Source organism: Arthrobacter sp. PGP41, assembly GCF_002953935.1.
GTDB lineage: Bacteria > Actinomycetota > Actinomycetes > Actinomycetales > Micrococcaceae > Arthrobacter.
The window spans coordinates 3,448,108-3,471,132 of record NZ_CP026514.1 but is presented as its reverse complement, the minus strand read 5'-3'; the positions used below and the strand labels follow the sequence as shown (position 1 = coordinate 3,471,132).

Here is a 23,025-nt window from a genome sequence, read left to right as displayed (position 1 = left end):
CCCAGCGGGCAGCCAGCGCCAGACAATAGTAAGCATGATTAGTGTCAATGGATACATCCGTGTCCAGAGCCGCTCATGGTGCGGATGGCACAAGGTGACGGACGGCGGCGGAGGAGGGCCGCCGTCGTCCGCTTACTTCCGGGCGCGCAAACGGTGGGCGGCCCCGGCAACCCTGTTGCACAAAGCCCAGTAGGCCACGCCTGCCGCCAGGGAGGCGGCCAGTGCGAGCGGAAGGCCCAGGCCGGCCAGCGGCGGGTAGACGAGCCAATGGACGAGGTAGATGTGCATGGAGGCGCTGGCCAGCAGGACCGTCACGCGGCCCAGGGCCCGCGGCATGGGGAGGGCGGGCAGCCAGGCAAGCAGCAGGATGCCGGCAATCACCGTGGCGTCGCGGTTGGCATCCTCGAAGAACCCCGGAACCGTGAGGACGGCCAGGGCGGAGACAGTGCAGCGCTGGGCGAGGTTGCGGGACCTGGCCACCGCCCATCCGAGCGCGAAGAGCCAGAGGGCCGGAACGGTGTAAGGCACACCCGGCTCCACGATTTCATAGCGTGTCAGCAGCCCGCCGCCGAACATGATGAGCGGGAAAATGAACGGGAACCGGCGTTCCGCCCGGTGCAGCCACGGGATGGAGAGCAGGGCCGTCATGGCCAGCAGGATGTAGACGATCACCTCGATGAACCAGAAATGCCACTGCGTGGTGATCTGCTCGTCTCCCAGCATGGAGTTCAGGAGCACGATGTTGACGAGGCCGTAGTGGTCTGTGACCAGGTAGGCGAAGGCGATGAACACCATGCTGGGCACGGCGATCCGGGCCACGCTGGTGAGCTGCCGGCGCAGGCGGGGAAGCCTTTCGCCGGAGAGCTGGAAGCGTGCGAAGTTGAACCCGGCCGCGGCAATCAGCACGTGGGCCATGCCCTGCCAGTTGAACAGGCCGATGTGCGTGCCGGCGATCAGGAAGATTCCCACGGCCCGGAGGACCAGGCTGGTGTCCGTGGGGGCAAAGAGCCGTGCGAGCCGGGTCCGGGCGGGCCGGCCTGGCCGGCGCGGCTCAAGGTCGCGGACCGGTGTGACATGCCAGTCCGGGGGCAGGTGGCCCAGCGCCTGCTCGAGCCGGACCGAGGCCGCCACGAAGGACAGGGAGTCGCCGCCGAGCGAGACGAACGTGTCCGTGTCCGCGATGTCCGTCTGCTCCAGCGTGTCCTCGTAGATGCGCCGGACGGTGTCCGGCCCGGCCGAGTTGCCGCGCTCTCCTTGCGGAGCACGTTCGGCCGGGGCCGGGGCAGTTTCCGAGAGCGCCGCCACGGCCGGGTAGTCCACTTTGCCGGTGGCCAGGCGGGGAAGTTCCGCCACGGCATGGATTTCGACGGCGGCGCGTGGCAGGCCGAGGCCCTGGGCGAGGACTTTGGTCAGCAGCCGGGTGTCATGGGTTCCCTCGACGGCGACGACGAGCCCCTGGTCCGTTCCCGCGCTGGCAGCGTGCACGCCGAGGTCCGCCAGAAGGCGTTCCACCTGGCCCAGGTCCACACGCAGTCCCACGATCTTGACGAACCGGCTGCGCCGCCCGCGCACCTCGTAGAGGCCCGCGGCGTTCTTCACCGCGAGGTCGCCGGTACGGAGCTCGGTGACGGTGCGGCCCTGTGCCAGGTCCTCCGGGGTCTCGGCATACCCCAGCATGACATTGGGCCCGGTGTACACCAGTTCGCCGTCCTCGAGGCCGGCCACGGGTTCAATCCGGAAGTCGCCGCCGGGAACTGGCACGCCGATGGCGCCGGGATGGGCGGCGGCAAGGTCCGGCGGCAGGTACGCCATCCGGGCTGTGGCCTCGGTCTGGCCGTACATGACGAAGAGTTCCCAGCCCTGCCGTTGGCCCAGCTCCGCGTAGTGCCGGACGGATTCCGGGGCGAGCCGGCCGCCGGCCTGGGTGACGTAGCGCAGGCTGGGCAGGTCCATGTCCGCGAAGCCCACGCGCTCCAGCAGCTCAAAGGTGTAGGGAACGCCGGCGAACGCCGTGGCAGCTTCCCGCCGGAACAGCTCCCAGAAACACGGATCCACCACTGACAGTCCGGTCAGGACCAGGCCCGCGCCGCGCAGCAGGTGGCTGTTGATGACCGAGAGGCCGTAGCAGTAGGACATCGGCAAGGTGGTGGCGGCCCGGTCCCCGGGCGTGATCCGAAGATAGGTTGCGATGGACTCGGCGTTGGCCTGCAGGTTGGCGTGGGACAGGCGGACCAGTTTGGGGGAGCCCGTGGAGCCGGACGTGCTGAGGAGGAGGGCAAGGTCCGGATGCAGGGTGTGCCGGGTACCGGGCCGGCGTTCGTCGAGGACGCACTCGCCATTCGCGGAGCGGACCACAACGTCGGGGTCGTAGGCCGCCACGAGGGATTCGAGGGCCGCCGGCTTGTCCTCCGGGAGGAGGATCAGCGGGTGACCGGACGCGAGGGCGGCGAGGTACGCCACCAGCGATTCGACGTCGTTGGACGCCGCAAGGGCGATAAGGCGCCGTTCGGCGCCCAGCTTCCGGGAAAAACTGTCGACGCGGTCGGCGAGCTCCCGGTAGGTCAGCGTCAGCCCGTCGGCGAGGATGGCAGGCCGGTTTCCGTAGCGCGCAAGATCGGCAGCGAAAGAAACCCGCGCGAAATCAAGCTGCGTGGTCATCCGACGATCTTATTAGTACAGCCTTACCTTACTAAAATCGAGCGTTAAGAAAAGCGGATGGAGAAATAAAAGGGGTGCGTGCATGCTTCCCCGGGAACCCCCATTGAATGCTCCAAAAACGCCGTTCCGGGGGCTCAAAAAGGGCATTATCGGAGCGCCGGACGGACCATGAGGGGAGCTTTCCGCTACGCCTTGACAGCCCCACGCCGTCGGGCCAAGCTGGCGCTGTGCCTACCTGCCGGCCGAGCCGGGCCGGCATCAGGCCCCTGTCCAAGGAGAATCCAATGCCTGTTGTGGAAGAAACCGTCGTCATCCCCCGGCCACCGCAGGAGGTCTTTGACTTCCTGTCGAAATTCGAAAACATCGCCGTCTATGATTCCTCGGTCCTCGCCTCCGAGCAGATCGGTGACGGCCCGCTGGGCGTGGGTTCCCGTGGCCGCGGAACCAGCAAGGTCATGGGGCGGCAGTTCGACTGGACCGCCGAAATCACCGAGTTTGATCCGCCCCGGCGCATGGTGTCCCGTTCCGTCGAGGGCAAACTGGACTTCACCATTATCATCACGCTCGAACCAGCCGACGGCGGCACCCGCGTTACCGAGCGGATCGAAGCCGCGTCCGGCCTGGGCGGCATCTTTGGCAAGCTGGCCGACCCGCTGGTGGAACGGGCCCAGGGGCGGACGGTCCGCGCCAATCTCGAAACGCTGGCCGAGTGGCTGGCGGAGCATCCACAGTCCTGAGCTGCGTCGCTTTCGTCCTACTTCAGCCCGGCGCCGGGCAGCAGCTCGGTGGCGGCGAGGGAATCGGCGATGAAGGCATAGTCCCAGGCCCGTTCGCGCCACTGCACATAGCGGCCGGACGCACCGCCGTGCCCGCCGTCCATCTCGATCTTCATGACAATCGGCTCGGCGCCGGTGGTCTTGTTCCGCAGTTCCTGCACCCATTTGGCCGGTTCCACGTACAGGACGCGGGTGTCGTTGAAGGACGTGACGGCGGCGATCTTGGGATACGCCGCCTCCCTGACGTTCTCGTAGGGGGAGTATGACTTCATGTAGGCGTAGGCCGCGGGATCGGTGATGGGGTTGCCCCACTCCTCCCACTCCAGGGCGGACAGCGGCAGCTCGGGATCGAGGATGCTGGTCAGCGGGTCCACGAACGGCACCTGCGCCACGATCACTGCATACTTTTCCGGCGCCATGTTCGCCACGGCCCCCATCAGCAGGCCGCCGGCCGAACCGCCCAGGGCGGCGATCCGGGCAGGATCCACCCAGCCGGAACCGGCCAGCCAGTCTGTGGCGTCGATGAAGTCGGTGAACGTGTTCTTCTTGGTGAGTTTCTTGCCGTCCTCGTACCAGTGCCGGCCCAGCTCCCCGCCGCCGCGGATGTGGGCGATCACGAACACCACGCCGCGGTCCAGCAGCGACAGCCGCGCGATCCCGAAGCCAGGATCCATGCTCAGCTCATAGGAGCCGTACCCATACACCAGGCCAGCCGCCGTCGAATCCTGCTTCACGGCCTTGTGCCGCAGTACGGAGAGCGGAATCCTGGTGCCGTCCGCGGCGTCTGCCCATTCCCGGGTGGCGACGTAGTCGCTGCCGTCGTAGCCGCCCAGGACCGGGCTTTCCTTGCGCAGCAGCAGCTCACCCGCGGGCTGCTCCGGCGTGGGCAGCACGAAGTCGTACACGCGTGACGGCGTGAAGTAGGACGTGTAGCCCAGCCGGATGACCGGGGCCTCGTAGTCGGACCCGCCCACGCCCGCGGTGTAGAGCTCCTCATCGAAGGCCGGCTCCACGGGTTCTTCCTGGGCGGGCGTGCCCAGCCCTGCCAGCCCGATGAACTGCACGCGCTCGATGGTGTCCTTGCGGATGGAAACGACCAGGTGCGTGGAGGTGACGCCCGCGCCGTTGATGCGGACGTCGTCGGAATGTTCGACGACGGTGACCCAGGCCTGCTCTGCCAGCGGCTTGGCGAGCGCGGCCGGGTCCGCCAGGGAGACCATGGAGTTGACCGCACCGCGGTTGTGCGTCAGGAGGATGCGCTCCTCTTTTTCGCCGTCCGGCCCGGCAAGCAGGAACGGCTCGGCCTCATAGAGCACGCGGTCGTTCCGCGAGATCACGGTGGTGAGCTCCTGGGCGGGATCGTCAAAGCGGAGCAGGCGGGTTTCGCTGTACTCCGAGCAGCCGATGCCCAGCACGAGGTGGCGCCGGTCAGCTGAGAGCTCGAAGCCCAGCCACATGGCGGCGTCGTCCTCCTGGTAGATGACCACATCATCGGCAACAGGCGTGCCCAGGACGTGCGCCTTCACCTGGTACGGGCGCCACGAGTCATCCACCACGGTGTAGAAAATCCGGGTGCCGTCGGGGGAGAAAGCGACGCCGTAGAAGACGTTCTCGATGACGTCCGGCAACAGCCCGCCGGTGCGGAGGTCCTTGATGCGGAGGGTGAAGCGCTCATCCCCCGAGTTGTCCACGGCATAGGCGTAGAGGGTCCCGTCCACGGTCACGGCCGAGCCGCCCACCGAGAAGAACGGCTTGCCCTCCGCCTCCACGTTGCCGTCCAGCAGGACTTCCTCGCCGGGGATTTCGACGCCGGGCTGCACCGCGGGCGGCGTCCAGTCGGCAACGTTGTCCCCGGTGTCCGCGGCCCGGACCCGGCACTGGATGCCGTACTCCTTGCCCTCCACGGAGCGACTGAAGTACCACCACCCGTCCTTGCGGTGCGGCACGGAGAGGTCGGTTTCCTGGGTGCGGCCCTTGATCTCCTGGAAGATGGCCTCGCGCAATGGTTCCTGGTGTGCGGTGACCGCCTCCTGGTACGCGTTCTCGGCCTTCAGGTGCTCCACCACTTCGGCGGATTCCTTGTCCCGCAGCCACTCGTAGTTGTCCACGAAAACGTCCCCGTGGTGGACACGTTCGGACGGGATCTTCTTGGCAACCGGCGGTGTGGGAGCGGCAGTGGTGGCGGAGTCCCGCAGCGGAGTCTGGGTCATTCCTTCAATATATAGATCCCCGCCGACAATTATCCGGCCGTTCGCTACCGGGGGATCGCCGCCTCCGCGGGGGAGTAAGGGCGTCCGACGGCGGGGCGCGCTGTCGCTGGTGCGCTGCGCCAGTTGCGCGCCTGGTTTCGACCGGTGGGTGCCGTCCCGGGCTGAGGGGCCGGCGGGCCGCCGGCCTAGTGGGCTTGAGGCGGCGGGCGTATCCTGTTCACGCCAAGGCACGTCCATCAAACGTGAGAGGGGAACGTCACATGACCATCCCGCCAGTGCACGAGCCCGAGCCGTTTCCGCCGGAACCAGGCCCGGACCAGCCAGATCCAACCCATCCCGGTCCGCCGGCTCCCAATCCGTTCCCTGCACCGGAACCCCCGGGCCCGCTGCCGGTGCCGGACCCAGGTCCCGCACCGCTTCGGCCGGACCCGACCCGGAGCTGACAACCGAGCATGTGAGGGGCCATTTCGCGTGCAGCGAAGGGCCCCTCAACCATGTCCCGCCAGGGCGCAAAAAACTTCGAAAATCCCCCTCGGAACCCCTTGCAGACCTGAACTCCCAGTGCTAAAAAATCTATATCAGTCAATACAGATCGGCTGATACGAAAAGTGTTGGACCGTCTCTTACGAGGAGGGAAGCCATGTTGATGCGAACTGATCCGTTCCGCGAGTTGGACAGGCTGGCCCAGCAGGTCCTCGGCACGGCGGCGCGCCCGGCAGCGATGCCGATGGACGCGTGGCGGGAGGACCAGGAATTTGTCGTCGCCTTTGATCTGCCCGGCGTCGCACTGGATTCTGTGGATCTGGATGTGGAACGGAATGTCCTGACGGTACGGGCCGAGCGCCCCGACCCTGCAGGCAAGGACACCGAGTTGATCGCCTCCGAGCGGCCGCGCGGCGTGTTCAGCCGCCAGCTGATCCTCGGGGACACCCTGGACACCGACAACGTGAAGGCTTCATACGACGCCGGTGTCCTGACGCTGCGGATTCCTGTCGCCGAAAAGGCCAAGCCGCGCAAGATTGAAATCGAGACGAAGGGGGCCAAGCAAGAGATTGCCGCCTAGTTTCAACACAGGATCGGAAAGTCGGGGATCTACTGACTGCCTTTAGGGCGGATTGCACAGTATGCACGCCACAGCGCTTAAAGCGCACCGGCAGCCTACACCCGCACTTCCCGGTATGGCGGCCCCCGGCTTCGGCCGGGGGCCGTCTCATGCCCGGAGAAGGCAACGCGGGGTCACTTACCGCCCAAAAAACCACGTCGGATGGACCGTAAGTGACCCCGCGTTGCCTTCAACCCGGAGGGGTCAGGTGTTGAGTTCCAGCATCAGCGCGGGCAGCTCGTCCGCGAGTTCGCGCGCCAGGAAGCCCAGGGGTCCCAGCCGGCTGGCAAGCCTGTCCGCGGCAGCCGCATGGAGATGCGTGCCCCAGCACGCAGCCTGCGCTTCGCTGGTTCCCCGGGCGCGAAGGCCGGCGATGGCACCGGCCAGCACATCTCCGCTGCCTGAGGTCCCCAGCCCGCCGTATCCCGTGGTGATTTTCCAGAGCTCCGCCTCTTCCGGCGCATCACCTAGCGGCCTCGCGATCAGGCCCTGGCAGCTCACCACCGCCCGGTACCGTTCGGCAATCTCGGCAACATCAGCCGGCAGGTCCCCCGGCTCACGGCCAAGCAGGATCCCAGCCTCCTTGGGATTGGGCGTCAGGATCAGGCGCCCCTTCCACGGACCGGACTGGTCCTCCACGTTGGCCAAAGCACCCAAAGCGTAGGCATCGAGGACGACGGCGGGACCTCCGCCGTCGTTCCCTTTCCCTGGGGCGGCCTCCCGCCCGAGCAGGGCCCGGAGCAGTTCCTCGGCCAAGTCCAGGTCATCGAGGCCCGGGCCCACCAGCACGGCATCTGCCCCGTCCAGGTACGGGGCGATGCGGTCCAGGCCCTCGGCCGTTACGGACCCGCCAGGGGTTTCCGGCAGCCCCACCGCCCCGCACTCCGGCAGCGCGACGCCCAGCTGGACAGCCACCGATTCCGCGACGGCCAGGGTGAGTTTCCCGGCGCCGGCCCGAAGGGCGGCGGCGCCGGAGAGCAGTGCGGCACCGGGGGTCGCCCGGGCTCCGCCGATCACCAAAACCGATCCGCGGGAGTACTTGTCCTCGCCGGCGGCGGGCAGCGGCCAATCGCGCAGGAGCGACGGCGTCACCAGGGCTGGCTGCCTGGCTCCGGCCCCGGACGCTTCACCGCGGGTGGACACTGGCGTCCCCGGCATGTTCGGTCACGGCAACGCCCTGCTCGGTCAGGTGGTCCGCCACATTAAAGCTTTCGAGCGTCCACGGGCCGGCGCCGGAGGGCCGCACATAGCGGGTCAGGGAGGCGTTCAGCACCGAGGTGGTGGCCGCCAGGTCCAGGAGTTCTGCTTCACTCAGCCCTTCAAGCACGTACCGGAAGAGCATGATCACGGCGTCGTGGCACACCAGCATTACCCGGTGCCCGGTGCCAAGATTGTTCAGTTCCGCCAGGACGGAGCGCAGCCGGAGGGCCACGTCCGCCCAGGATTCCCCGCCCGGCGGCCGGTAGTACAGCTTGCCCAGCCATTCGCGGCGTTCCACCTCATCCGGGAAACGCTGCTCCACGCCCAGCCGGGTGAGCCGGTCCAGGATGCCCAATTCGCGGTCCCGGAGCCGCTCATCGGTGCGCACCTTCACGGGCCAGCCGGCCACCTCCACGGCGATTTCCGCCGTTTGCCGGGCACGGGCATAGGGCGAGGAAACCACGGCGTCCGGCCGGAACTCCTCGGCGATCCGGGCCAAAGCCGCACCCAGGGCCTTGGCCTGCTCCTGCCCAATGTCGGACAGGTTCACGTCGGCGTCACGGGCCGGCACGGCGATGACCGCCGCCCCCGCCTCCCGGGCTTCGGTGGCGGCAACGTTGCCTTCGCTCTCGCCGTGCCGGATCAGCAGCAGTTCCACCGCCCCGGCTTCCTGTACAGCCTCTGTCAGCCCGTCGTCGTTCAAGAGAATCACCCCGTCTGCGTGCCGTTCCGAATGCAGGAACACTACCAGCGGCGTACCCAGCGGGAGTCCAAAATAACCGGCGCTAGGTGCCTATGGTTACCGCGTCATCCAAGTTCTCCGGTCCTCCGGTTTTGACGGGCTCAGCGGCGGGACGCTCTACCCCGCCCTGAACCGGCTCGATACGGACGGATTCGTCAGTTCGGTGTGGCGGGAAGGGGACAACGGCCCCGGAAAGAAGTTCTACTCCCTCACCTCGGAAGGGCGGCAGCGGCTGCACGAGTCGGCCAGGGACTGGACCCAATTCACAGCGCTCATCAAGAACCTGCTAGACGAAAAGAAGGCTCACTAAATGTCGTCAGAGGAATACCTGAAGGCCCTGGCCTACGAACTGCGCCAGCGGAAACAGAACGAAGACATGGTCAGCAGCACGCTGCAGGAGGTCAGCAGCCACCTGGCCGAGAGCGGTGAAAGCGGCCAAACGGCCTTCGGGGCAACCGCGTGAGCACCCTGCGTCTTTCCCGGACCTCCGGTAACCAAATCCGCTGCGGGTTCGGACATGCGCTGCCCGGGCCCACGCAGCGCATGTCCGAATCCGGAGCGAAAGTCCGAAAGCTACCGCTCCGGGGTCAGCACCTTCGAGAACACCGTAGCGCCGTTGGCGTTGCGCAGGCTCACCGTGAAGACTTCGGAATCCAGCTGGACATGCCCGAAGAACTGGTTCTCACCGTTACGGGGCGATTCGCCCGGGAAGCGGCCGGCCTTGGAGAACACCACCTCGGGCCCGAACGTGCCGTCCATCTTGTTCGGGCCGAACGAACCCGCCGCAATCGGCCCGGCCACGAATTCCCAGAAGGGGTCGAAATCAGTGAAGGCCGCACGCTCGGGGGAGTAGTGGTGGGCCGCGCAGTAATGCACGTCGGCGGTCAGCCACACCACGTTCTTAACCCGGTTGTGCTTGAAGGCGCTCAGCACCCCGGCGATCTCGAGCTCACGGCCCAGGGGAGCGCCGTCGTCGCGGTTTGAAACGCTTTCCTGGTTCACCGGGCCGTCACCCACGATGACGCCCACGGGCATGTCCGCTGCGATGACCTTCCACGTGGCCTTGGAGCGTGAAACCTCGCGGATCAGCCAATCCACCTGCTCCTGGCCCAGGATGGCCGTGGCGTACGGTTCCTTCCCGTCGGTGTTGGGCGACTTGAAGGTCCGCATGTCCAGGCAGAAGATGTCCAGTTGCGGTCCGCGGGAAATTTTCCGGTAGATGCGCGCCGGCTGGTACTGCCCGGCGTCGTCAAACGTTCCCGGCCGCCAGAGGGCCGAGGAGTCCGCGATGGGCATGTTCTCCTGCCACGCCTGCCGGCCCCGGGCCGCGAGGGTGTTGACGTCCCGCACGGTGTAGCGGGGATCGTCCAGGATCTCGCCGGGGTACCAGTTGTTGGTGGTTTCGTGGTCGTCCCATTGCGAGATCAGGGGCACATCGGCGAACATCGCGCGCATGTTGGCGTCCATCTGGTTGTAACGGTGCCGGCCGCGGAACTCGGTCAGCGTCTCGGCCACCTTGGACACCTCCTCAGTGACCAGGTTCCGCCACACCTGTCCGTCCTTCTCCACCACGGTCTCCGTGATGGGGCCGTCGGCGTAGACGGTGTCGCCGGAGTGGATGAAGAAGTCCGGACGGGTCTGGTGCATGGCGCGGTAGCCGCGCATCCCGCCGATTTCCTCGTTGATGCCCCAGCCCTGGCCGGCGGTGTCGCCCGTCCACACAAAGCTTTGGGCGGACGACGCCGGCACCTCGCCGCCGGCGCTTGTGTCACCAGTGCGGCCGTTGCCGTTGTACGTCCCCGCGTCCGGAGCCGTGCGGAAGCTGCCGCTGGCCGTCTCGCCGGCCGCGCCGCCGTCGTCCTCGAAGCTGATCTCCAGCGCAAAGCGCGTGTTGGACGGCAGGTTCCCGGCGTGGATCTTGGCGGTGAAGTCGGAGGCCTGGGTTGCGCGGGGCCCGCGGAGGACGCGCTCAAAGGCGCCGCGGCCGCGGAGGACCTCGCCGCCGTCGTCCACTGCCCGCAGCACCGCCGTCATCCGCCCGGCACCTGAAGACCGTGACCACAGGACGGCGGAATCGGAGGTGACGTCTCCGGTGGCGATGCCGCTGGGCAGGGTGAGCCGGTTCCGGACCAGCGCGACGCCGGCGGGCGACTGGGCTGGGGTGGCGTGGGCGGCGGCGGGTGCGGCTGCCAGTGCGGCAGCGAGGACGGATCCCTTGACAATGGTGCGGCGTGAAATGTCAGTCATGCCGTCCAGCCTTTACGTGCAGGGCGCACGGACGTTTTCCCCCCGGTGAACCCCGGGTGAGCCCCGGTTGAACAGCTGCGTGGAGCGCCTTAATCGGACGAGCGGCCCTCGACCGCATTAACGGTGTTGCCCGGCACGTTCATGCGGGGCGGGGCGCTCGTCCGCCAATGCCAGGGGCAGCCGCTACGGAACTGCGAACTCCCCGATCCGCCCCTCCCGCAGCGCTGCCCCAACGGCGTTGATCGCCCCGTAGTCCGGGAAGAGAACCGACTGGCCCGCGATGAATCCTGAGCCCGCCGTGGGCAGGGTCATGGTGCCGATCGCGTTCACGTCCAGGTTCCGCAGGCTGTAGGCAAGGATGGCAGCCTGCACAGGGTCGAAGCCCTTGTTCACCGTGAGGCAGCACGAGGCGAAGTTCACCAGTCCGCGGACGGCATTGACGTCATTCAAGGCGCCTCCACCGGTCAGGCGGGCCAGAATGGCTTTGAGCAGGACCTGCTGGTTGCGCACCCGCTGGAAGTCGCCGTCGGAAAATGCGTACCGCTCACGCGAGAACTCCAGGGCCGCCTGTCCGTCCAGGTGATTCACGCCGGGTCCGAAGACGTGGCCGGTGTCGTGCGTGGACTGGAACGGAACCGGGACGTTGACGTCGATCCCGCCCAGCCCGTCCACCAGGACTTTGAGGCCCCCGAAATCAAGCATCAGCGTGTGGTCGATGGTGATGCCGAGCAACTGCTGCACCGTCTGGGTGGTCATGTCGATACCGCCGTACTGCAGCCCGGCATTGATCTTCCCGCCGCCGAAGCCAGGGATGTCCACCCACGTATCCCTGTTGATGGAGATGATGTACAGGGTTCTGCGATCGGCCGGAACGTGGACCACCATGAGGGTGTCCGAACGGTGGTCCATGGCTTCGCCGGTGGCTGCGGTGTGGGCGGCGGCGTCTCTGGCAACGCCGCGCATGTCACTGCCGATGACGAGCACATTCATCGGCGCGGGCGGCAGCTCCGGGATGGGCTCCGGTGGCGGAGGGGGAGCAGGGGCCGGCGGCGTATCGGAAGGAGTCTCCGAGGGGGTTACCGGCGTGGACGGCGATTCGCTCTGCGTCGCCGCGGGCTGCGCCTCGCTGCCGGAACGGTTGAGGCTGATGACTGCGACGACGGCGGCGGCCGCCAGGACCAGCGCCAGCAGTGCGGCTATCCAGCGCCGGCGGCCGTGCGCCACCCAGCTGCCGTTGTGGGGACCGGGGGAGGGCCCGGATGCGTTGGGGCCGGAGGGATCGGAACCGTCAGGCGTGCTCATTGTGCCTCACCTCTTTGTGAATGGGTGGGATCAGTGTCCGCCAGCCGGTGCCCCGCTGGCTACTAAGTTGTCCAAACTGTCACCTTGCAGCAGGCGGGAACGTCGCCGCCGGGAGTGGCGCCGGGGTCGCGGGAGAGGTGGGGAACGCCGGAACGCTACAGCGACTCCGCACGTGTCCCGCGAGCCGGTGCGTTAAGGCGCGCGTGCCGGAGGATGGACACGATCGCCGGCGCGAGCTCGTCCTCCATCCGCCGGTACACCTCGGGCGCGCGCCGGTAGGGGTCGACGATGTCGTTCTCGGCAGCGTCGGCGGGCAGGGACAGGTGCCGCACCCCCGCAGCCCGTGCCGGCAAGCTCTTCCAGAAGGCGGTGTTGGCGCCCAGCCAGCCGGCGTCGTCGTGGTTCTCCCTCGCGGGTACAGCGGCGGGCATGCTGCCCCCGGACTCTGCTGCGCGCTGGTCCAGGACGTCGAGCATGCGGGCGAACTCGCGGATGGTGAACGTCCGTTTGAGGAAAGAGGCGTCCAGCTGCAGCACCTCGCCGCGGTGAGCGGAGGTCATGGTGAGCACCAGGTCTACGCCGCGGAGGATCTTCGGGGTCAGCTGGCGGGCGGCGAAGTTGTCCGGGCTTCCGCCGAAAGTGCGCACGATGTCCGCGGAGAGCGGCTGCATGGGGTCGCCCACCATGGCCCGGGTGCCCGCGCTGGCCACAACGAAACCGCCCGGCACCACCTGGTCCAGCCCCGCCTGCAGCAGTCGCTCGGCCACCGGCGAACGGCAGATGTTGCCGGTGCAGACGGTCAGGATTTTTACTGGTGCGGACGTGTCCAAGGGGATTTCTCTTTCCAGCCGGTGCGCGGACCGTCCAGCCCGCGGATTTCAACTTAACACGCAACACCCGCACGCTCTCTCACTTGATGCGGGTTTTTGGGGAACGCTCTCTCACTTGATGCGGGTTTTTGGGGAACGCTCTCTCACCTTTCCGGGCAGGAGGCACGATGATATGACCGTGGGGAAAGTTATCGAGCGTGACTGCGTCATTGCCGGCGGCGGACCGGCCGGGATGGTGCTCGGCTACCTGCTGGCACGCGAGGGGCTGCGCGTCACAGTGCTCGAGAAGCATGCGGACTTCTTTCGGGACTTCCGCGGCGACACGGTGCATCCGTCCACCGTCACGCTGCTCGGCGAGCTCGGGCTGCGCGATAAATTCCTGCAGCTGCCGCTCACCCGCCTGCCCGCCATGGATGCTGTCATGGACGGCCGGCGCTTCACCATCGTGGACTTCAGGACCCTCCCGGAGCCGGATAACTTCCTGGTTATGGCGCCGCAGTGGGATTTCCTGAACTTCCTGGCCGGCGAGGCGTCGGTGTTTCCCAACTTCGAGCTGCGCATGCTCACCGAAGCCACTGGCCTCATCATTGAGCAGGATGAGGTCCGCGGCGTACGGGCGGCTACAGAGGACGTCGGCGAGCTTGAGGTCCATGCGACGCTTACCGTCGCTGCGGACGGGCGAGCGTCGGCACTTCGCGCCGCGGCCGGGATGATTCCCGACGAGTTTGGCGTGCCCATTGACGTTCTCTGGTTCAGCCTGCCCAAACCGCCGGAGCCGCCGTCGGCAACCCTCGGCTACATATCCCGCCAGGGCATGGTCCTGACCATCGACCGCGGCGACAGCTACCAGTCGGGCATGGTCATCCGCAAGGGCGGGTACGGCCAGCTTCGGGCTGCAGGGCTGGAGGCCCTCCAGGCCCGGATCATCCATGCTGCGCCTGTGCTGCGCCCTGTTGCCACAACCCTCACGGACTGGGACCAGATCAAGCTCCTTTCGGTCCAGATCAACCGGCTCCACCGCTGGTACCGTCCCGGATTCATCGCGATCGGCGACGCCGCCCATGCGATGTCCCCGATGTTCGGCGTCGGCGTGAACTTCGCCGTCCAGGACGCCGTTGCGCTGTTCAACGCCATCGCCGGGGACCTTGCCGCCGGGACCGTGCCGGTCGGAAAGCTCGCGGCGGTGCAGCGGCGCAGGGAAAAACCGGTGAAGGTGATGCAGTTGCTTCAGCGCAACGGGCACAAGGCCATCGCCCGGGCCGCCGCGGGCAACAGTGTCGCGCCGCGTTGGTTCATCGGGATCCTTCGGTTTGCCTCACCCCTGCTGCGCCGGCTGACTGCCCGGTTCGTCGGCGTCGGAATCCGCCCCGAGCACGTCACGCCCCGCGCCTGACCGCGAAGGGGGCGGCCCCCACATCCCTCCCCAACCGACGCTCTCTCACTTAATGCGGTTTTTCAACGGACGCTCTCTCACTTGACGCGGTTTTTCAACGGACGCTCTCTCACTTTCCCAAAAAAAGTGAGAGAGCGTTGGCCGATTTGGCGCGTTAAGTGAGAGAGCGTTGGCCGATTTGGCGCATTAAGTGAGAGAGCGTTGGCCGATTTGGCGCGTTAAGTGAGAGAGCGTCCGCCGATTTGGCGCGTTAAGTGAGAGAGCGTCGGGGAGGGGAGGAGGTCAGAGCCGGGCCAGCATCTCCTTCATCTGGGCGATCTCAGCCTCCTGGGACGTGACGATGTCCCGCGAGAGCTGGATGGACCCGGCGTGCTTGCCGGCGGCGATCTCCTGCTTCGCCATGTCGATCGCGCCCTCGTGGTGTCCGATCATCTGGTCCAGGAAAAGCCGGACGGCTTCCGTTCCCTGGGCGGCCTTGAGCTTCTCCAGGCCCTGGGAATCCACCATGCCGCCCATGCCGTGGCCCGAATGGTCCGGCATCATGACGGGTACGTTCCACTTTTTGAGCCAGCCGGTCATGGTTTCGATCTCGGGCGCCTGGGCGTTCTTGATCGTGGTTGCCAGCGCCGTGACTTCCGTCGGCAGGTCCGGCTTGGCGAGCATCATGTCGCTCATCTCCACCGCCTGCGCGTGGTGCGGGATCATCATCTGGGAGAACATGATGTCCGCCTGGTTATGGTCCGCGCTGGCGTCCGGCATCATGCTGGCCATGGGGCGGGAGCTGCCGTGGTTCATGGGCATGGTGTTTCCGCCGGAGCTTCCGGAGCCGGCGGCGCACCCGGCAAGGCCGAGCGAGGCTGCCAGGGCAGCGGCGATGGTCAGGGTTTTGATGTTCGTGTTCATTTTTTGAGGTGTCCTTCAGGGAAGTAATTTGAACTGGGCCAATTCGTGCGCGTGGAGCCGCGCGGCGCAGTCCGCTTACGTCCGGCTGATGGACAGGTCGCAGGGTGTGGGGCTTGACGGGATGTAGGAGTAACCGACGACGCCCCGGGCCGTGGCTGTGGGCGCGGGCCCGGCCGTGCCGGCCTGGGGCGGGACAACGGCGAGCGAAGCCGTCTTGGCCAGCGGGATGCAGGGTGCGCCGGCTTCCTGCGCGCCAGGGCAGCCGGAGCTGCAGGACTCTGCTGCTGAAAAATTTGCGACGGCGGCGTGCCCGGCCGGGTGCCCTGCCATATCCCCAGAGTGGGAATGCGCGACGGCGGGGTGCCCCGCATGCGACGAGTGGGCGGCCATGACGTGCATTCCGAAGATCCCGGCCACGATGGCCAGGACCGCAGCCAGCAGCCCTGCGCGGAGGAGTGCGGCCGACAGGACGCGGGTACGTGCGGTCATGCTGCTTCCTCCTTTCTGCGGGACAGGTTCTGCGTGACTGGTTTCTGCAGGACTGGGCCGTTACCAAAGGGACGGGGAAACCGGCCCTGCACGTTCAACGTACCTCGGACGGGTTGAGTTTCACCCGCCGGAGCAACTGGGCGTTCAACGCCACCACAATAGTGGATGCGGACATCAGGACCGCGCCCGCGGCGGGGGAGAGCACCACGCCGGCGAACGCCAGGACGCCTGCGGCCAGCGGCACGGACAGGATGTTATAGCCCGTGGCCCACACCAGGTTCTCCCACATCTTGCGGTAGCTGGCCCGGGACAGGTCCACCATGGACAGGACGGCCCGCGGATCGTTTCCGGCCAGCACCACTCCGGCCGACTCCATGGCTACGTCCGTGCCGGCGCCGATCGCGATGCCCACCTCGGCGCGTGCCAGCGCCGGCGAGTCGTTGACGCCGTCGCCCACCATTGCCACCTTCAGCCCGCGGGCCTGGAGTTCGGCCACCTTCTTGTCCTTGTCCGCGGGCAGGACTTCCGCGAACACCTCGTCGATCTTCAGGTCCGCGGCCACGGCCCGGGCCACCTGCCGGGCATCGCCGGTGATCATGCCGACCTTGACGCCGCGGTTCTGCAGGGCAGCCACAGCCTGCCGCGACTCCGTCCGCACCGCATCCTCAAGGCTGACCGCCCCCAGCACGCTGCCGTCGTCGTCAATGACGTGCAGGACGGCGGCGCCGCGGTCCATCCACCCGCGGGTGGACTGCGCCAGGGCGGAGGGCTCGACGGCGCCAAGCTCGCGCAGGAGCGCAGGCCCGCCCACGTGCACGGTGCGCCCGTCCACAGTGGCCCGGACCCCGCGGCCGGTCAGCGAGGTGAATCCGGCGGCGGCAGGCAGGGCCAGGTTGCGTTCCCGGGCTGCGCGGACGATGGCCCGCGCAACGGGGTGCTCGCTGTCCGACTCGACCGCGGCGGCCAGGGCCAGCAGCTCGTCTGCAGCCACCCCGTCAGCGGCCGCAACGTCCACCAGCTGCGGCTGGCCGGTGGTGAGCGTGCCGGTCTTGTCGAAGAGGACCACGTCGATGGTCCGCATCCGCTCCAGCGCCATCCGGTTCTTGATCAGGACTCCGGCGCGGGCAGCCTGCTCAGTGGAGATGGCGATCACCAGCGGGATGGCCAGGCCCAGGGCATGCGGGCAGGCGATGACCAGGACGGTGACGGTGCGGGTCACGGCGTCCGGAATGCTGCCCATCAGGGTCCATGCGATGAAGGTGACCAGGCCGGCTCCAGCGGCGAAGTAGAACAGGAAGGCTGCGGCGCGGTCCGCCAGCGCCTGGGCCCGCGAGGACGACGACTGCGCCTCCGCCACCAGCCGCTGGATGCCGGCCAGGGCCGTGTCGTCGCCAACTGCCGTGACCCGGACGCGGACACTGGTGTCCGTGGCCACGGTTCCGGCCACCACGGAGTCGCCCGGTCCGCGCGGCACGGTCTTCGATTCGCCGGTGATCATCGACTCGTCGAACTCTGCCTGCCCGTCCACCACCGTTCCGTCGGCCGGCATGCGGGCGCCGGAACGGACCAGGACCAGGTCGTCGGGCCGGAGTTCGGAGACCGGAACGGTTTCAGTGCCGGTTTCCGTGATGCGTTCGGCTTCGTCGGGCAGCAGGGCGGCGAGGGCATCCAGGGCTCCCTGCGCCGACCCGAGGGCGCGCATCTCGATCCAGTGGCCCAGCAGCATGATGGCAACCAGCAGTGCGAGCTCCCACCAGAAATCCAGGTCGAATCCGCCCAGGCCCAGGCTGGTGACCCAGGAGGCGGCGAACGCCACGGTGATGGCCATGGCGATCAGGAGCATCATGCCCGGGCGGCGGTCCTTCAGCTCCTGCAGGCCGCCCTTCAGGAACGGCTGGCCGCCGTAGAGGAAGATCACGGTGCCCAGGACGGGCGGGATCCAGGCTGAGCCCGGAAACATGGGGGCCATGTAACCCAGGATGTGGCCCACCATGGGGCTGAAGTAGACCACGGGGACGGACAGTACCAACGTGAGCCAGAACCTGTTCTTGAACATGGCCGTGCTGTGTCCGGCATGCTGCCCGTGGGTGTGGACGGCGTGGTCGTCGTCGTTGCGGGCGTGCCCTCCCGGCCTGCCGGCGGCCGGGGCAGCCGCGGGTTTGGTGAGGGTCCCGCGTGAGGGCCGGCCGTCGTCGTGATGGTGCATGTGCTGGTGGTTCTGCGGGTGTTCCATATGTTCCTCCTTGGAGGACGCCGCAGCAGGGGCCGTCAGCCCCGGCGGCAAAGTCAGTTGGAAGCCAGGGAGTACCCGGCCGAGGTGACGGCCTGCCGGACCGCCGCGTCCGAAGCGGTGCCCGCCACGGTGAGGCCGGAACGGCCGCCCGCTACCAGGTCAACGGATGCCGACTCAACGCCGTCAAGGGCGGAGACGGCCTTCTCGACGGTCTGGACGCAGTGCCCGCAGGTGAGGCCCTCAACGGCGAACGTCCGCCGGGAGCCTGTGCCGGCGTCGGAAATTACGACGGCGGACGGCGCCTGGCGTGCGTGTCCGGCGGGGGAGCAGCAGCTGCAGCCGGCGCTGGAGGCCAGGGGGAGTGCGGTCCTGTGTTCAATGTCAAACATGTCAGTTCCATTCCTTGTGAAGGATGAGTCCTTGCTGGAGTAGCAGGGTGCTGGGGTTGAACGGCTGTGATGGCGGTGCGGGCACCGGCCGGGACATACCACTTCACTGACAACACCTTGAATATACCCCTAGGGGGTATATTGGTCAAGCTTTTTGGCTGCTCCCCGCCCCGGCAAAGGGGCTATGGGCACTATCCGGCGCGTCTCCGGGCGGCGATACTTAGAGCAGTGCGTGTGCCAACGGCCCGCGGACGTGTCGACTGCTACAAGGAGGTGGCCCGTGACGGATCTGAGTGGCCCTTACACCTACTCGAGCGCGCTGGGGGACAGCCTCTGCGGTGCCGGAACGTTCCATGTGGATCTTGGGTCGGGGAAGATCCACTGGTCCGAAGGCATGTTCCAACTGCACGGATACCGGCGGGGAGAGGTTGTGCCCACCCTCGAGTTGCTTTTCTCCCACAAGCATCCCGAGGACAGGCCTCGGTGCGAGGAGATTGTTGCCCAGGTCGCTCGCACGGGAGGCTACTTCTGCATGTACCACCGGATTATCGATGCCCAGGGGCGGACCAGGCGGGTTCTGACATCCGGCGACGGAATCACGGACGGCGGCAAGGTCACCGCCCTGGAAGGGGTGATGATCGACCTCACCGCGACGCTTCAGCGCGAAACCGAGCAGACGGCGCGGGATGCGGTGGAAGGGGCAACCTCCACCCGCAGCGTGATCGACCAGGCACGCGGCATCCTTATGGGCCAGCTGAAGATGGGATCGGAGGATGCCTTCCAGATGCTGGTCAGCACCAGCAGCCACCGGAACGTGAAGCTGGTGGTGGTCGCAGCGGAGCTTGTGCAGCTGGCCAACTCCGCGGAATCGCGCAACTACCTGGAAACGGCTGTGAAGGCCATTGCGATGGACGGGCAACGGAGGCCGGTGCGCCAGCGGGCGGCAGGCTAGGGCACAGCTCCTGTACCCTCACTGCGGCAGCGGCCGGGCTTCCCGAGCCTGCCTGCCGCTAGGATGGACAAAGGTGCGCCGGGAAGTCTGGTCGGCATGACTTTGTCGACCTCAGATGCCGGGAGCCCCTGTGAACCATCCCTCGCCCACCACGCCCCCTTCTCCGCGACGGAAGCCCGCGGTCTTTTCCCGCGGCAGCTACGCGGAGGCGCTCCGGATCGGGGAGATTCTCCGCAAGGAAACAGTGGGCGGGGCCCTGCTGGTGTCCGCTGCGCTCATCGCCCTCCTCTGGGCCAACTCGCCGGCGTCGGACAGCTACTTTGCCCTCCGCGACTTCAAAGTGGGCTACGAGCCCTGGCACCTTAACCTCAGCCTCGGCGCCTGGGCCGCAGACGGACTGCTGGCCATCTTCTTCTTCCTGGTGGGCCTGGAGCTCAAACGCGAATTTGTGGCCGGGGACCTGCGCCAGATCAGCAAGTCGATAGTTCCCGTGGCAGCAGCGGCGGGCGGCGTAGTGGTTCCGGCGCTGATCTATGTGGCAATCAACCTCACCAGTCCTGAAACCCTGCGCGGCTGGGCCATCCCCACTGCCACGGACATCGCCTTCGCCGTTGCGGTGCTGGCCATCATCGGATCGCACCTGCCCAGCGCGCTGCGGATCTTCCTGCTGACGCTGGCCGTGGTGGACGACCTCATCGCCATCACCATCATTGCCTTCTTCTACACAAGCGACCTGCAGCCCGCGCCGCTGCTCCTGGCCCTCATTCCGCTGGCCATCTATGCGTTCCTGGCCCAGAAGTTCCGCCATTTCTTCGGCCGCAAGGTCTTTGCATCCTGGGTCTTCCTGCTGCCGCTCGGCGCGGCCACCTGGGCGCTGGTCCACGCCTCAGGCATCCACGCCACGGTGGCCGGGGTGCTGCTGGGCTTCGCCATCCCGGTGATCCGGTCACAGGCCGGCGGCGGCCCGGAGGCAGGGCCGGGCCTGGCGGAAATCTTCGAGCACCGGTTCAGGCCTATTTCTGCCGGCATCGCGGTACCCGTCTTCGCGTTCTTTTCCGCCGGCGTGGCCGTGGGCGGCCTGGAAGGACTGGCCTCGGCGCTCGCGGACCCGGTGGCCCTGGGCATCATCGCGGCGCTTGTGCTGGGCAAACCGATCGGCATCCTGGGCACCACCTGGGTCCTGACCAAGGCCACCCGGGCGGAGTTGGACAATTCGTTCAAGTGGATCGACATCTTCGGCGTGGCACTCCTGGCCGGCATCGGCTTCACCGTGTCCCTGCTGGTGGCCGAGCTGAGTTTTGGGCAGGGCACCCTGCAGGACGACCACGCCAAGGTGGGCATCCTGGCCGCGTCCCTGCTGGCCGCCCTGCTGGCCACGGCCGTGCTGAAGGCCCGGAACCGGCAGTACCGGGTGGCCGAAGAGCTGGAGAAGGTTGACGCCGACAAGGACGGCATCCCGGACGTGTACCAGGGCAGGGCCTAACAACAACGCGGGGTCACTTCACGCCCAATTAACCGCTTGGTGAGGACACGGAGTGACCCCGCGTTGGATGGCCGTGAGGCAGACCTAGCGGCGCATTGAATTCCGGCGGCCGGCCACCGCTTCGGCCGTGCCCACCAGGAGCACCGAGGCGATGACGGCCACAATGAAGCCCAGGAAGTTCAGCTCGAAAATGTCACCGGTGCCCAGGAGCGAAGCCACCACGCCGCCGATGACCGAGCCGGCAAGGCCCAGCAGGAGGGTGGCCAGCAGGCCCAGGTTCTGCTTGCCCGGCTTGATGAGGCGGGCAAGTGCGCCGATGATGAGGCCTGCAACGATGAATCCGATCACGGTGTGCTCCTTCGTGGTGGTTGCGGGCGGGTGACGCCCGTACTGCCGCAGCGGTGCCGCAATGGGTCCATTCTATGCACGCCCCGGTGCCGCCCATTTACCCCCGACGGCACCGTCAACATGGCCTAAATCAGGCCGGAGCCAGCGGCTTGGCCTGCTCCTTGACATGCCGGATCTCCAGCGCCTCCGGGTCCAGCAGCTTCCGCGCGCCCGTCCTCGCGTCCAGGATCCAGAACAGTTCCAGGGCGGGTACGACGTCGGTCACCCGCCCCCGGTGGAATAGCTTGCCGTTGTGCCACGCCTCGATCTGGTCGCCGATCCGAAGCTGGCCGGTGAGAACTTTCCGTGCCTCCATGATGCGCCTCCTGCTGTTGTGTCCCCGTATGCCCAGCATGCCGTGGCAAGGTTGCTGAATTGTTTCAATCCAGTGATTTTCGTGTGACCTTCGGGGAGGCGGGGCAGGTGCCGGTTGCACACGTCTTCGAACGCCCCGATGGCATCAAGATCGCCGGGATTTTCGTTCTCGGCATCATCGTGATTCCTGGTTGGGCGGGACTGTCACTCGCCCCTGGACCGCCCGCCCTCCGCGGAGCCGTTCAACTGGTCCCCAAGGGGTGCCAGCAGCGGAGGGGCGTCACGGATGATCAGCTCCGGTGTCTCGCGGATCAGCTCATTCGCCGCCAAGGCCAGCAGGTCGCGCTCGTTGGACGGGAGGGAAAGAAGGCCCTCAAGGTATGCCTGGACCTCATACTCGCCGGCAGACCCGCTCATGCCGAAGTATCGGAGCCAAAGCTCGCCCGCGGTGAGGTCCGCAGCAGCCAGGGCCTTATTAAGGCGTCTGCGCTGCTCCGGTTCGCGTGGATCAAAGCCCACATCCCCTCCTAACTTTCGGAAGGCGGTACCTTGGCGACCAGCCTTTCACTGACCTTGACCAACGAGGCGCCGGCCGCCCGAGCATCGTGGATCATCTGTTGCAGTGCTTGGTCATGGGTGATGCCATGGCGTTCCATCAGCACGCCGCCGCAAGAGTCGCCGCTGCCCCGGCGAACAGGGCAAATGTGCGGCCGCCGTCGTCGTCGGGGCCCGGGACGGCGTCGCTGGACGGATCGAAAACTGTGGCTTCATCAAGGAACTGCTGGAAGTGCGATGTTGCCATGGTTGGCCCATTCGGCTGCTGCATCATGTGCCGCCGGTTTACTACAGCGGCTGCTCCGGGGGCCTGTGCAGGGGGCCGGGAGGGACGGGAAGTGATTCCCGTCGCACTCCTGAGATTACGCGTCACAGAAGGGGAAGTACAGGCGAGCCCCGCCCGGTGGCGGCCCCTGGAGGCAACACCTGATGCGGCGGGAGGGGACTTGGGCAGGGCTTGATCCCGGACAAGCCTTCCCGGGCACTGGTAAGCGTGCTTATCATGTTCTTCTTTTGGCGGTAAGCAAAGCCCGTCACCCGCCGTGCCAAAGCCCCGCCGACACAACCGAGGACACTGCCATGAACGATCCCCTGATTGAGGCTTTGCATGACCACGAGCCACTGAGTGACCCGCTCGAAGAGGTCCACCTGCGCCTGGCCATAGCCGCGTCGGACATCGCCCAGCTGCGGGCGGAGATAGCCCGGCTGGACCGGAGCCTGGATGACTCACGCAGGGCGAACCAGAGGGCCGCGGAACTGCTGGACCTGGTTTATGAGCGCCTGGCACAAGGGTGGGGCACCTCGGGCCGGACGGGCGGACCGGCCGTTCAGGATTCCTCCCCCCTGTAGGGGCGGGGGC

The 23,025-nt window shown here is 67.1% G+C and carries 23 protein-coding genes and 1 pseudogene; 8 read left to right on the top strand and 16 right to left on the bottom strand.

Features of this window, described 5'->3' with window-relative positions; all coding sequences use genetic code 11:
• Window positions 1–132: 132 nt before the first annotated feature.
• A complete protein-coding gene (locus C3B78_RS15905; protein WP_104998913.1) occupies window positions 133–2,658 on the bottom strand; it encodes an AMP-binding protein in 2,526 nt (841 codons plus the stop codon).
• Between the two features lie 284 nt (window positions 2,659–2,942).
• Here C3B78_RS15905 and C3B78_RS15900 point away from each other — a divergent pair, with 284 nt between their 5' ends.
• Entirely contained in the window at window positions 2,943–3,395 is a 453-nt protein-coding gene (locus tag C3B78_RS15900; protein WP_104998912.1) for an SRPBCC family protein, read from the top strand.
• Window positions 3,396–3,412: 17 nt separating this feature from the next.
• On the opposite strand, the gene C3B78_RS15895 is transcribed toward C3B78_RS15900, so the two are convergent.
• Window positions 3,413–5,644 (bottom strand): S9 family peptidase, encoded by a 2,232-nt coding sequence (locus C3B78_RS15895; protein ID WP_104998911.1) that lies wholly within the window; start codon window positions 5,642–5,644, stop codon window positions 3,413–3,415.
• 640 nt (window positions 5,645–6,284) lie between these two features.
• Between C3B78_RS15895 and C3B78_RS15885 the strand changes: the two genes are divergently transcribed.
• Window positions 6,285–6,707 carry an Hsp20/alpha crystallin family protein gene (locus C3B78_RS15885; protein ID WP_104998909.1) on the top strand — a complete coding sequence of 141 codons (423 nt, stop codon included), beginning with the start codon at window positions 6,285–6,287 and terminating at the stop codon, window positions 6,705–6,707.
• 243 nt (window positions 6,708–6,950) lie between these two features.
• On the opposite strand, the gene C3B78_RS15880 is transcribed toward C3B78_RS15885, so the two are convergent.
• Both C3B78_RS15880 and C3B78_RS15875 read right to left on the bottom strand, forming a co-directional pair.
• The gene (locus C3B78_RS15880; protein WP_234005434.1) at window positions 6,951–7,889 is read right to left on the bottom strand and encodes an NAD(P)H-hydrate dehydratase; all 939 of its coding nucleotides are present in this window, start codon (window positions 7,887–7,889) and stop codon (window positions 6,951–6,953) included.
• Window positions 7,873–8,658: a histidine phosphatase family protein gene (locus tag C3B78_RS15875; protein ID WP_104999840.1), complete on the bottom strand. Its 786-nt coding sequence runs from the start codon at window positions 8,656–8,658 to the stop codon at window positions 7,873–7,875. The genes C3B78_RS15880 and C3B78_RS15875 overlap by 17 nt, the downstream gene beginning before the upstream one ends.
• A gap of 91 nt (window positions 8,659–8,749) precedes the next feature.
• On the opposite strand from C3B78_RS15875, the pseudogene C3B78_RS15870 reads away from it, so the two are divergent.
• Both C3B78_RS15870 and C3B78_RS19765 read left to right on the top strand, forming a co-directional pair.
• Window positions 8,750–8,998 (top strand): annotated as a pseudogene (locus C3B78_RS15870) (PadR family transcriptional regulator); the annotation flags it as partial.
• Window positions 8,999–9,151: a hypothetical protein gene (locus C3B78_RS19765; RefSeq protein WP_158677278.1), complete on the top strand. Its 153-nt coding sequence runs from the start codon at window positions 8,999–9,001 to the stop codon at window positions 9,149–9,151. It begins immediately after the preceding pseudogene.
• 110 nt (window positions 9,152–9,261) lie between these two features.
• Here the strand turns inward: C3B78_RS19765 and C3B78_RS15865 are convergent, their stop codons facing one another.
• From C3B78_RS15865 to C3B78_RS15855, 3 genes are all read right to left on the bottom strand, one after another.
• On the bottom strand, window positions 9,262–10,935 hold the full coding sequence (locus C3B78_RS15865) for an alkaline phosphatase D family protein (RefSeq protein WP_104998907.1): 1,674 nt from the start codon (window positions 10,933–10,935) through the stop codon (window positions 9,262–9,264).
• A gap of 183 nt (window positions 10,936–11,118) precedes the next feature.
• Window positions 11,119–12,237 carry an LCP family protein gene (locus C3B78_RS15860; protein WP_104998906.1) on the bottom strand — a complete coding sequence of 373 codons (1,119 nt, stop codon included), beginning with the start codon at window positions 12,235–12,237 and terminating at the stop codon, window positions 11,119–11,121.
• 155 nt (window positions 12,238–12,392) lie between these two features.
• A complete protein-coding gene (locus C3B78_RS15855) occupies window positions 12,393–13,067 on the bottom strand; it encodes an arsenate reductase/protein-tyrosine-phosphatase family protein (protein WP_104998905.1) in 675 nt (224 codons plus the stop codon).
• Window positions 13,068–13,239: 172 nt separating this feature from the next.
• Here C3B78_RS15855 and C3B78_RS15850 point away from each other — a divergent pair, with 172 nt between their 5' ends.
• Complete coding sequence (locus C3B78_RS15850) at window positions 13,240–14,460, top strand: FAD-dependent oxidoreductase (RefSeq protein WP_104998904.1); 1,221 nt, start codon at window positions 13,240–13,242, stop codon at window positions 14,458–14,460.
• 282 nt (window positions 14,461–14,742) lie between these two features.
• Here the strand turns inward: C3B78_RS15850 and C3B78_RS15845 are convergent, their stop codons facing one another.
• The 4 genes from C3B78_RS15845 to C3B78_RS15830 all read right to left on the bottom strand — a co-directional run bounded on the left by C3B78_RS15845 (window position 14,743) and on the right by C3B78_RS15830 (window position 18,474).
• Window positions 14,743–15,363 carry a DUF305 domain-containing protein gene (locus tag C3B78_RS15845; RefSeq protein ID WP_104998903.1) on the bottom strand — a complete coding sequence of 207 codons (621 nt, stop codon included), beginning with the start codon at window positions 15,361–15,363 and terminating at the stop codon, window positions 14,743–14,745.
• Between the two features lie 75 nt (window positions 15,364–15,438).
• The gene (locus C3B78_RS15840; RefSeq protein WP_234005433.1) at window positions 15,439–15,852 is read right to left on the bottom strand and encodes a DUF6153 family protein; all 414 of its coding nucleotides are present in this window, start codon (window positions 15,850–15,852) and stop codon (window positions 15,439–15,441) included.
• Between the two features lie 94 nt (window positions 15,853–15,946).
• Complete coding sequence (locus C3B78_RS15835; protein ID WP_234005432.1) at window positions 15,947–18,085, bottom strand: heavy metal translocating P-type ATPase; 2,139 nt, start codon at window positions 18,083–18,085, stop codon at window positions 15,947–15,949.
• A gap of 53 nt (window positions 18,086–18,138) precedes the next feature.
• Window positions 18,139–18,474 carry a heavy-metal-associated domain-containing protein gene (locus C3B78_RS15830; protein ID WP_104998902.1) on the bottom strand — a complete coding sequence of 112 codons (336 nt, stop codon included), beginning with the start codon at window positions 18,472–18,474 and terminating at the stop codon, window positions 18,139–18,141.
• 280 nt (window positions 18,475–18,754) lie between these two features.
• On the opposite strand from C3B78_RS15830, the gene C3B78_RS15825 reads away from it, so the two are divergent.
• Both C3B78_RS15825 and nhaA read left to right on the top strand, forming a co-directional pair.
• Window positions 18,755–19,426: a PAS and ANTAR domain-containing protein gene (locus tag C3B78_RS15825; RefSeq protein WP_104998901.1), complete on the top strand. Its 672-nt coding sequence runs from the start codon at window positions 18,755–18,757 to the stop codon at window positions 19,424–19,426.
• Between the two features lie 130 nt (window positions 19,427–19,556).
• Window positions 19,557–20,909: a Na+/H+ antiporter NhaA gene (nhaA, locus tag C3B78_RS15820; protein ID WP_104999836.1), complete on the top strand. Its 1,353-nt coding sequence runs from the start codon at window positions 19,557–19,559 to the stop codon at window positions 20,907–20,909.
• 84 nt (window positions 20,910–20,993) lie between these two features.
• Here nhaA and C3B78_RS15815 read toward each other — a convergent pair whose 3' ends face one another.
• The 5 genes from C3B78_RS15815 to C3B78_RS19760 form a co-directional block, all read right to left on the bottom strand.
• Window positions 20,994–21,257: a GlsB/YeaQ/YmgE family stress response membrane protein gene (locus tag C3B78_RS15815; RefSeq protein WP_104998900.1), complete on the bottom strand. Its 264-nt coding sequence runs from the start codon at window positions 21,255–21,257 to the stop codon at window positions 20,994–20,996.
• A gap of 130 nt (window positions 21,258–21,387) precedes the next feature.
• Window positions 21,388–21,612 carry a hypothetical protein gene (locus tag C3B78_RS15810; RefSeq protein ID WP_104998899.1) on the bottom strand — a complete coding sequence of 75 codons (225 nt, stop codon included), beginning with the start codon at window positions 21,610–21,612 and terminating at the stop codon, window positions 21,388–21,390.
• A 203-nt stretch (window positions 21,613–21,815) separates the two neighbouring features.
• The gene (locus C3B78_RS15805; RefSeq protein WP_104998898.1) at window positions 21,816–22,130 is read right to left on the bottom strand and encodes a hypothetical protein; all 315 of its coding nucleotides are present in this window, start codon (window positions 22,128–22,130) and stop codon (window positions 21,816–21,818) included.
• An 8-nt stretch (window positions 22,131–22,138) separates the two neighbouring features.
• Window positions 22,139–22,225 carry a hypothetical protein gene (locus tag C3B78_RS20415; RefSeq protein ID WP_396136680.1) on the bottom strand — a complete coding sequence of 29 codons (87 nt, stop codon included), beginning with the start codon at window positions 22,223–22,225 and terminating at the stop codon, window positions 22,139–22,141.
• A gap of 41 nt (window positions 22,226–22,266) precedes the next feature.
• A complete protein-coding gene (locus tag C3B78_RS19760; RefSeq protein ID WP_158677277.1) occupies window positions 22,267–22,413 on the bottom strand; it encodes a hypothetical protein in 147 nt (48 codons plus the stop codon).
• 332 nt (window positions 22,414–22,745) lie between these two features.
• On the opposite strand from C3B78_RS19760, the gene C3B78_RS15800 reads away from it, so the two are divergent.
• Complete coding sequence (locus C3B78_RS15800; protein WP_104998897.1) at window positions 22,746–23,015, top strand: hypothetical protein; 270 nt, start codon at window positions 22,746–22,748, stop codon at window positions 23,013–23,015.
• Window positions 23,016–23,025: the final 10 nt, after the last annotated feature.

Coding starts and splice junctions, on each gene's coding strand:
- C3B78_RS15905 (WP_104998913.1), bottom strand. CDS start 2,658: ATGACCACGCAGCTTGATTTCGCGCGGGTTTCTTTCGCTGCCGATCTT.
- C3B78_RS15900 (WP_104998912.1), top strand. CDS start 2,943: ATGCCTGTTGTGGAAGAAACCGTCGTCATCCCCCGGCCACCGCAGGAG.
- C3B78_RS15895 (WP_104998911.1), bottom strand. CDS start 5,644: ATGACCCAGACTCCGCTGCGGGACTCCGCCACCACTGCCGCTCCCACA.
- C3B78_RS15885 (WP_104998909.1), top strand. CDS start 6,285: ATGTTGATGCGAACTGATCCGTTCCGCGAGTTGGACAGGCTGGCCCAG.
- C3B78_RS19765 (WP_158677278.1), top strand. CDS start 8,999: ATGTCGTCAGAGGAATACCTGAAGGCCCTGGCCTACGAACTGCGCCAG.
- C3B78_RS15865 (WP_104998907.1), bottom strand. CDS start 10,935: ATGACTGACATTTCACGCCGCACCATTGTCAAGGGATCCGTCCTCGCT.
- C3B78_RS15860 (WP_104998906.1), bottom strand. CDS start 12,237: ATGAGCACGCCTGACGGTTCCGATCCCTCCGGCCCCAACGCATCCGGG.
- C3B78_RS15850 (WP_104998904.1), top strand. CDS start 13,240: ATGACCGTGGGGAAAGTTATCGAGCGTGACTGCGTCATTGCCGGCGGC.
- C3B78_RS15845 (WP_104998903.1), bottom strand. CDS start 15,363: ATGAACACGAACATCAAAACCCTGACCATCGCCGCTGCCCTGGCAGCC.
- C3B78_RS15840 (WP_234005433.1), bottom strand. CDS start 15,852: ATGACCGCACGTACCCGCGTCCTGTCGGCCGCACTCCTCCGCGCAGGG.
- C3B78_RS15835 (WP_234005432.1), bottom strand. CDS start 18,085: ATGGAACACCCGCAGAACCACCAGCACATGCACCATCACGACGACGGC.
- C3B78_RS15830 (WP_104998902.1), bottom strand. CDS start 18,474: ATGTTTGACATTGAACACAGGACCGCACTCCCCCTGGCCTCCAGCGCC.
- C3B78_RS15810 (WP_104998899.1), bottom strand. CDS start 21,612: ATGGAGGCACGGAAAGTTCTCACCGGCCAGCTTCGGATCGGCGACCAG.
- C3B78_RS20415 (WP_396136680.1), bottom strand. CDS start 22,225: ATGATCCACGATGCTCGGGCGGCCGGCGCCTCGTTGGTCAAGGTCAGT.
- C3B78_RS19760 (WP_158677277.1), bottom strand. CDS start 22,413: ATGGCAACATCGCACTTCCAGCAGTTCCTTGATGAAGCCACAGTTTTC.
- C3B78_RS15800 (WP_104998897.1), top strand. CDS start 22,746: ATGAACGATCCCCTGATTGAGGCTTTGCATGACCACGAGCCACTGAGT.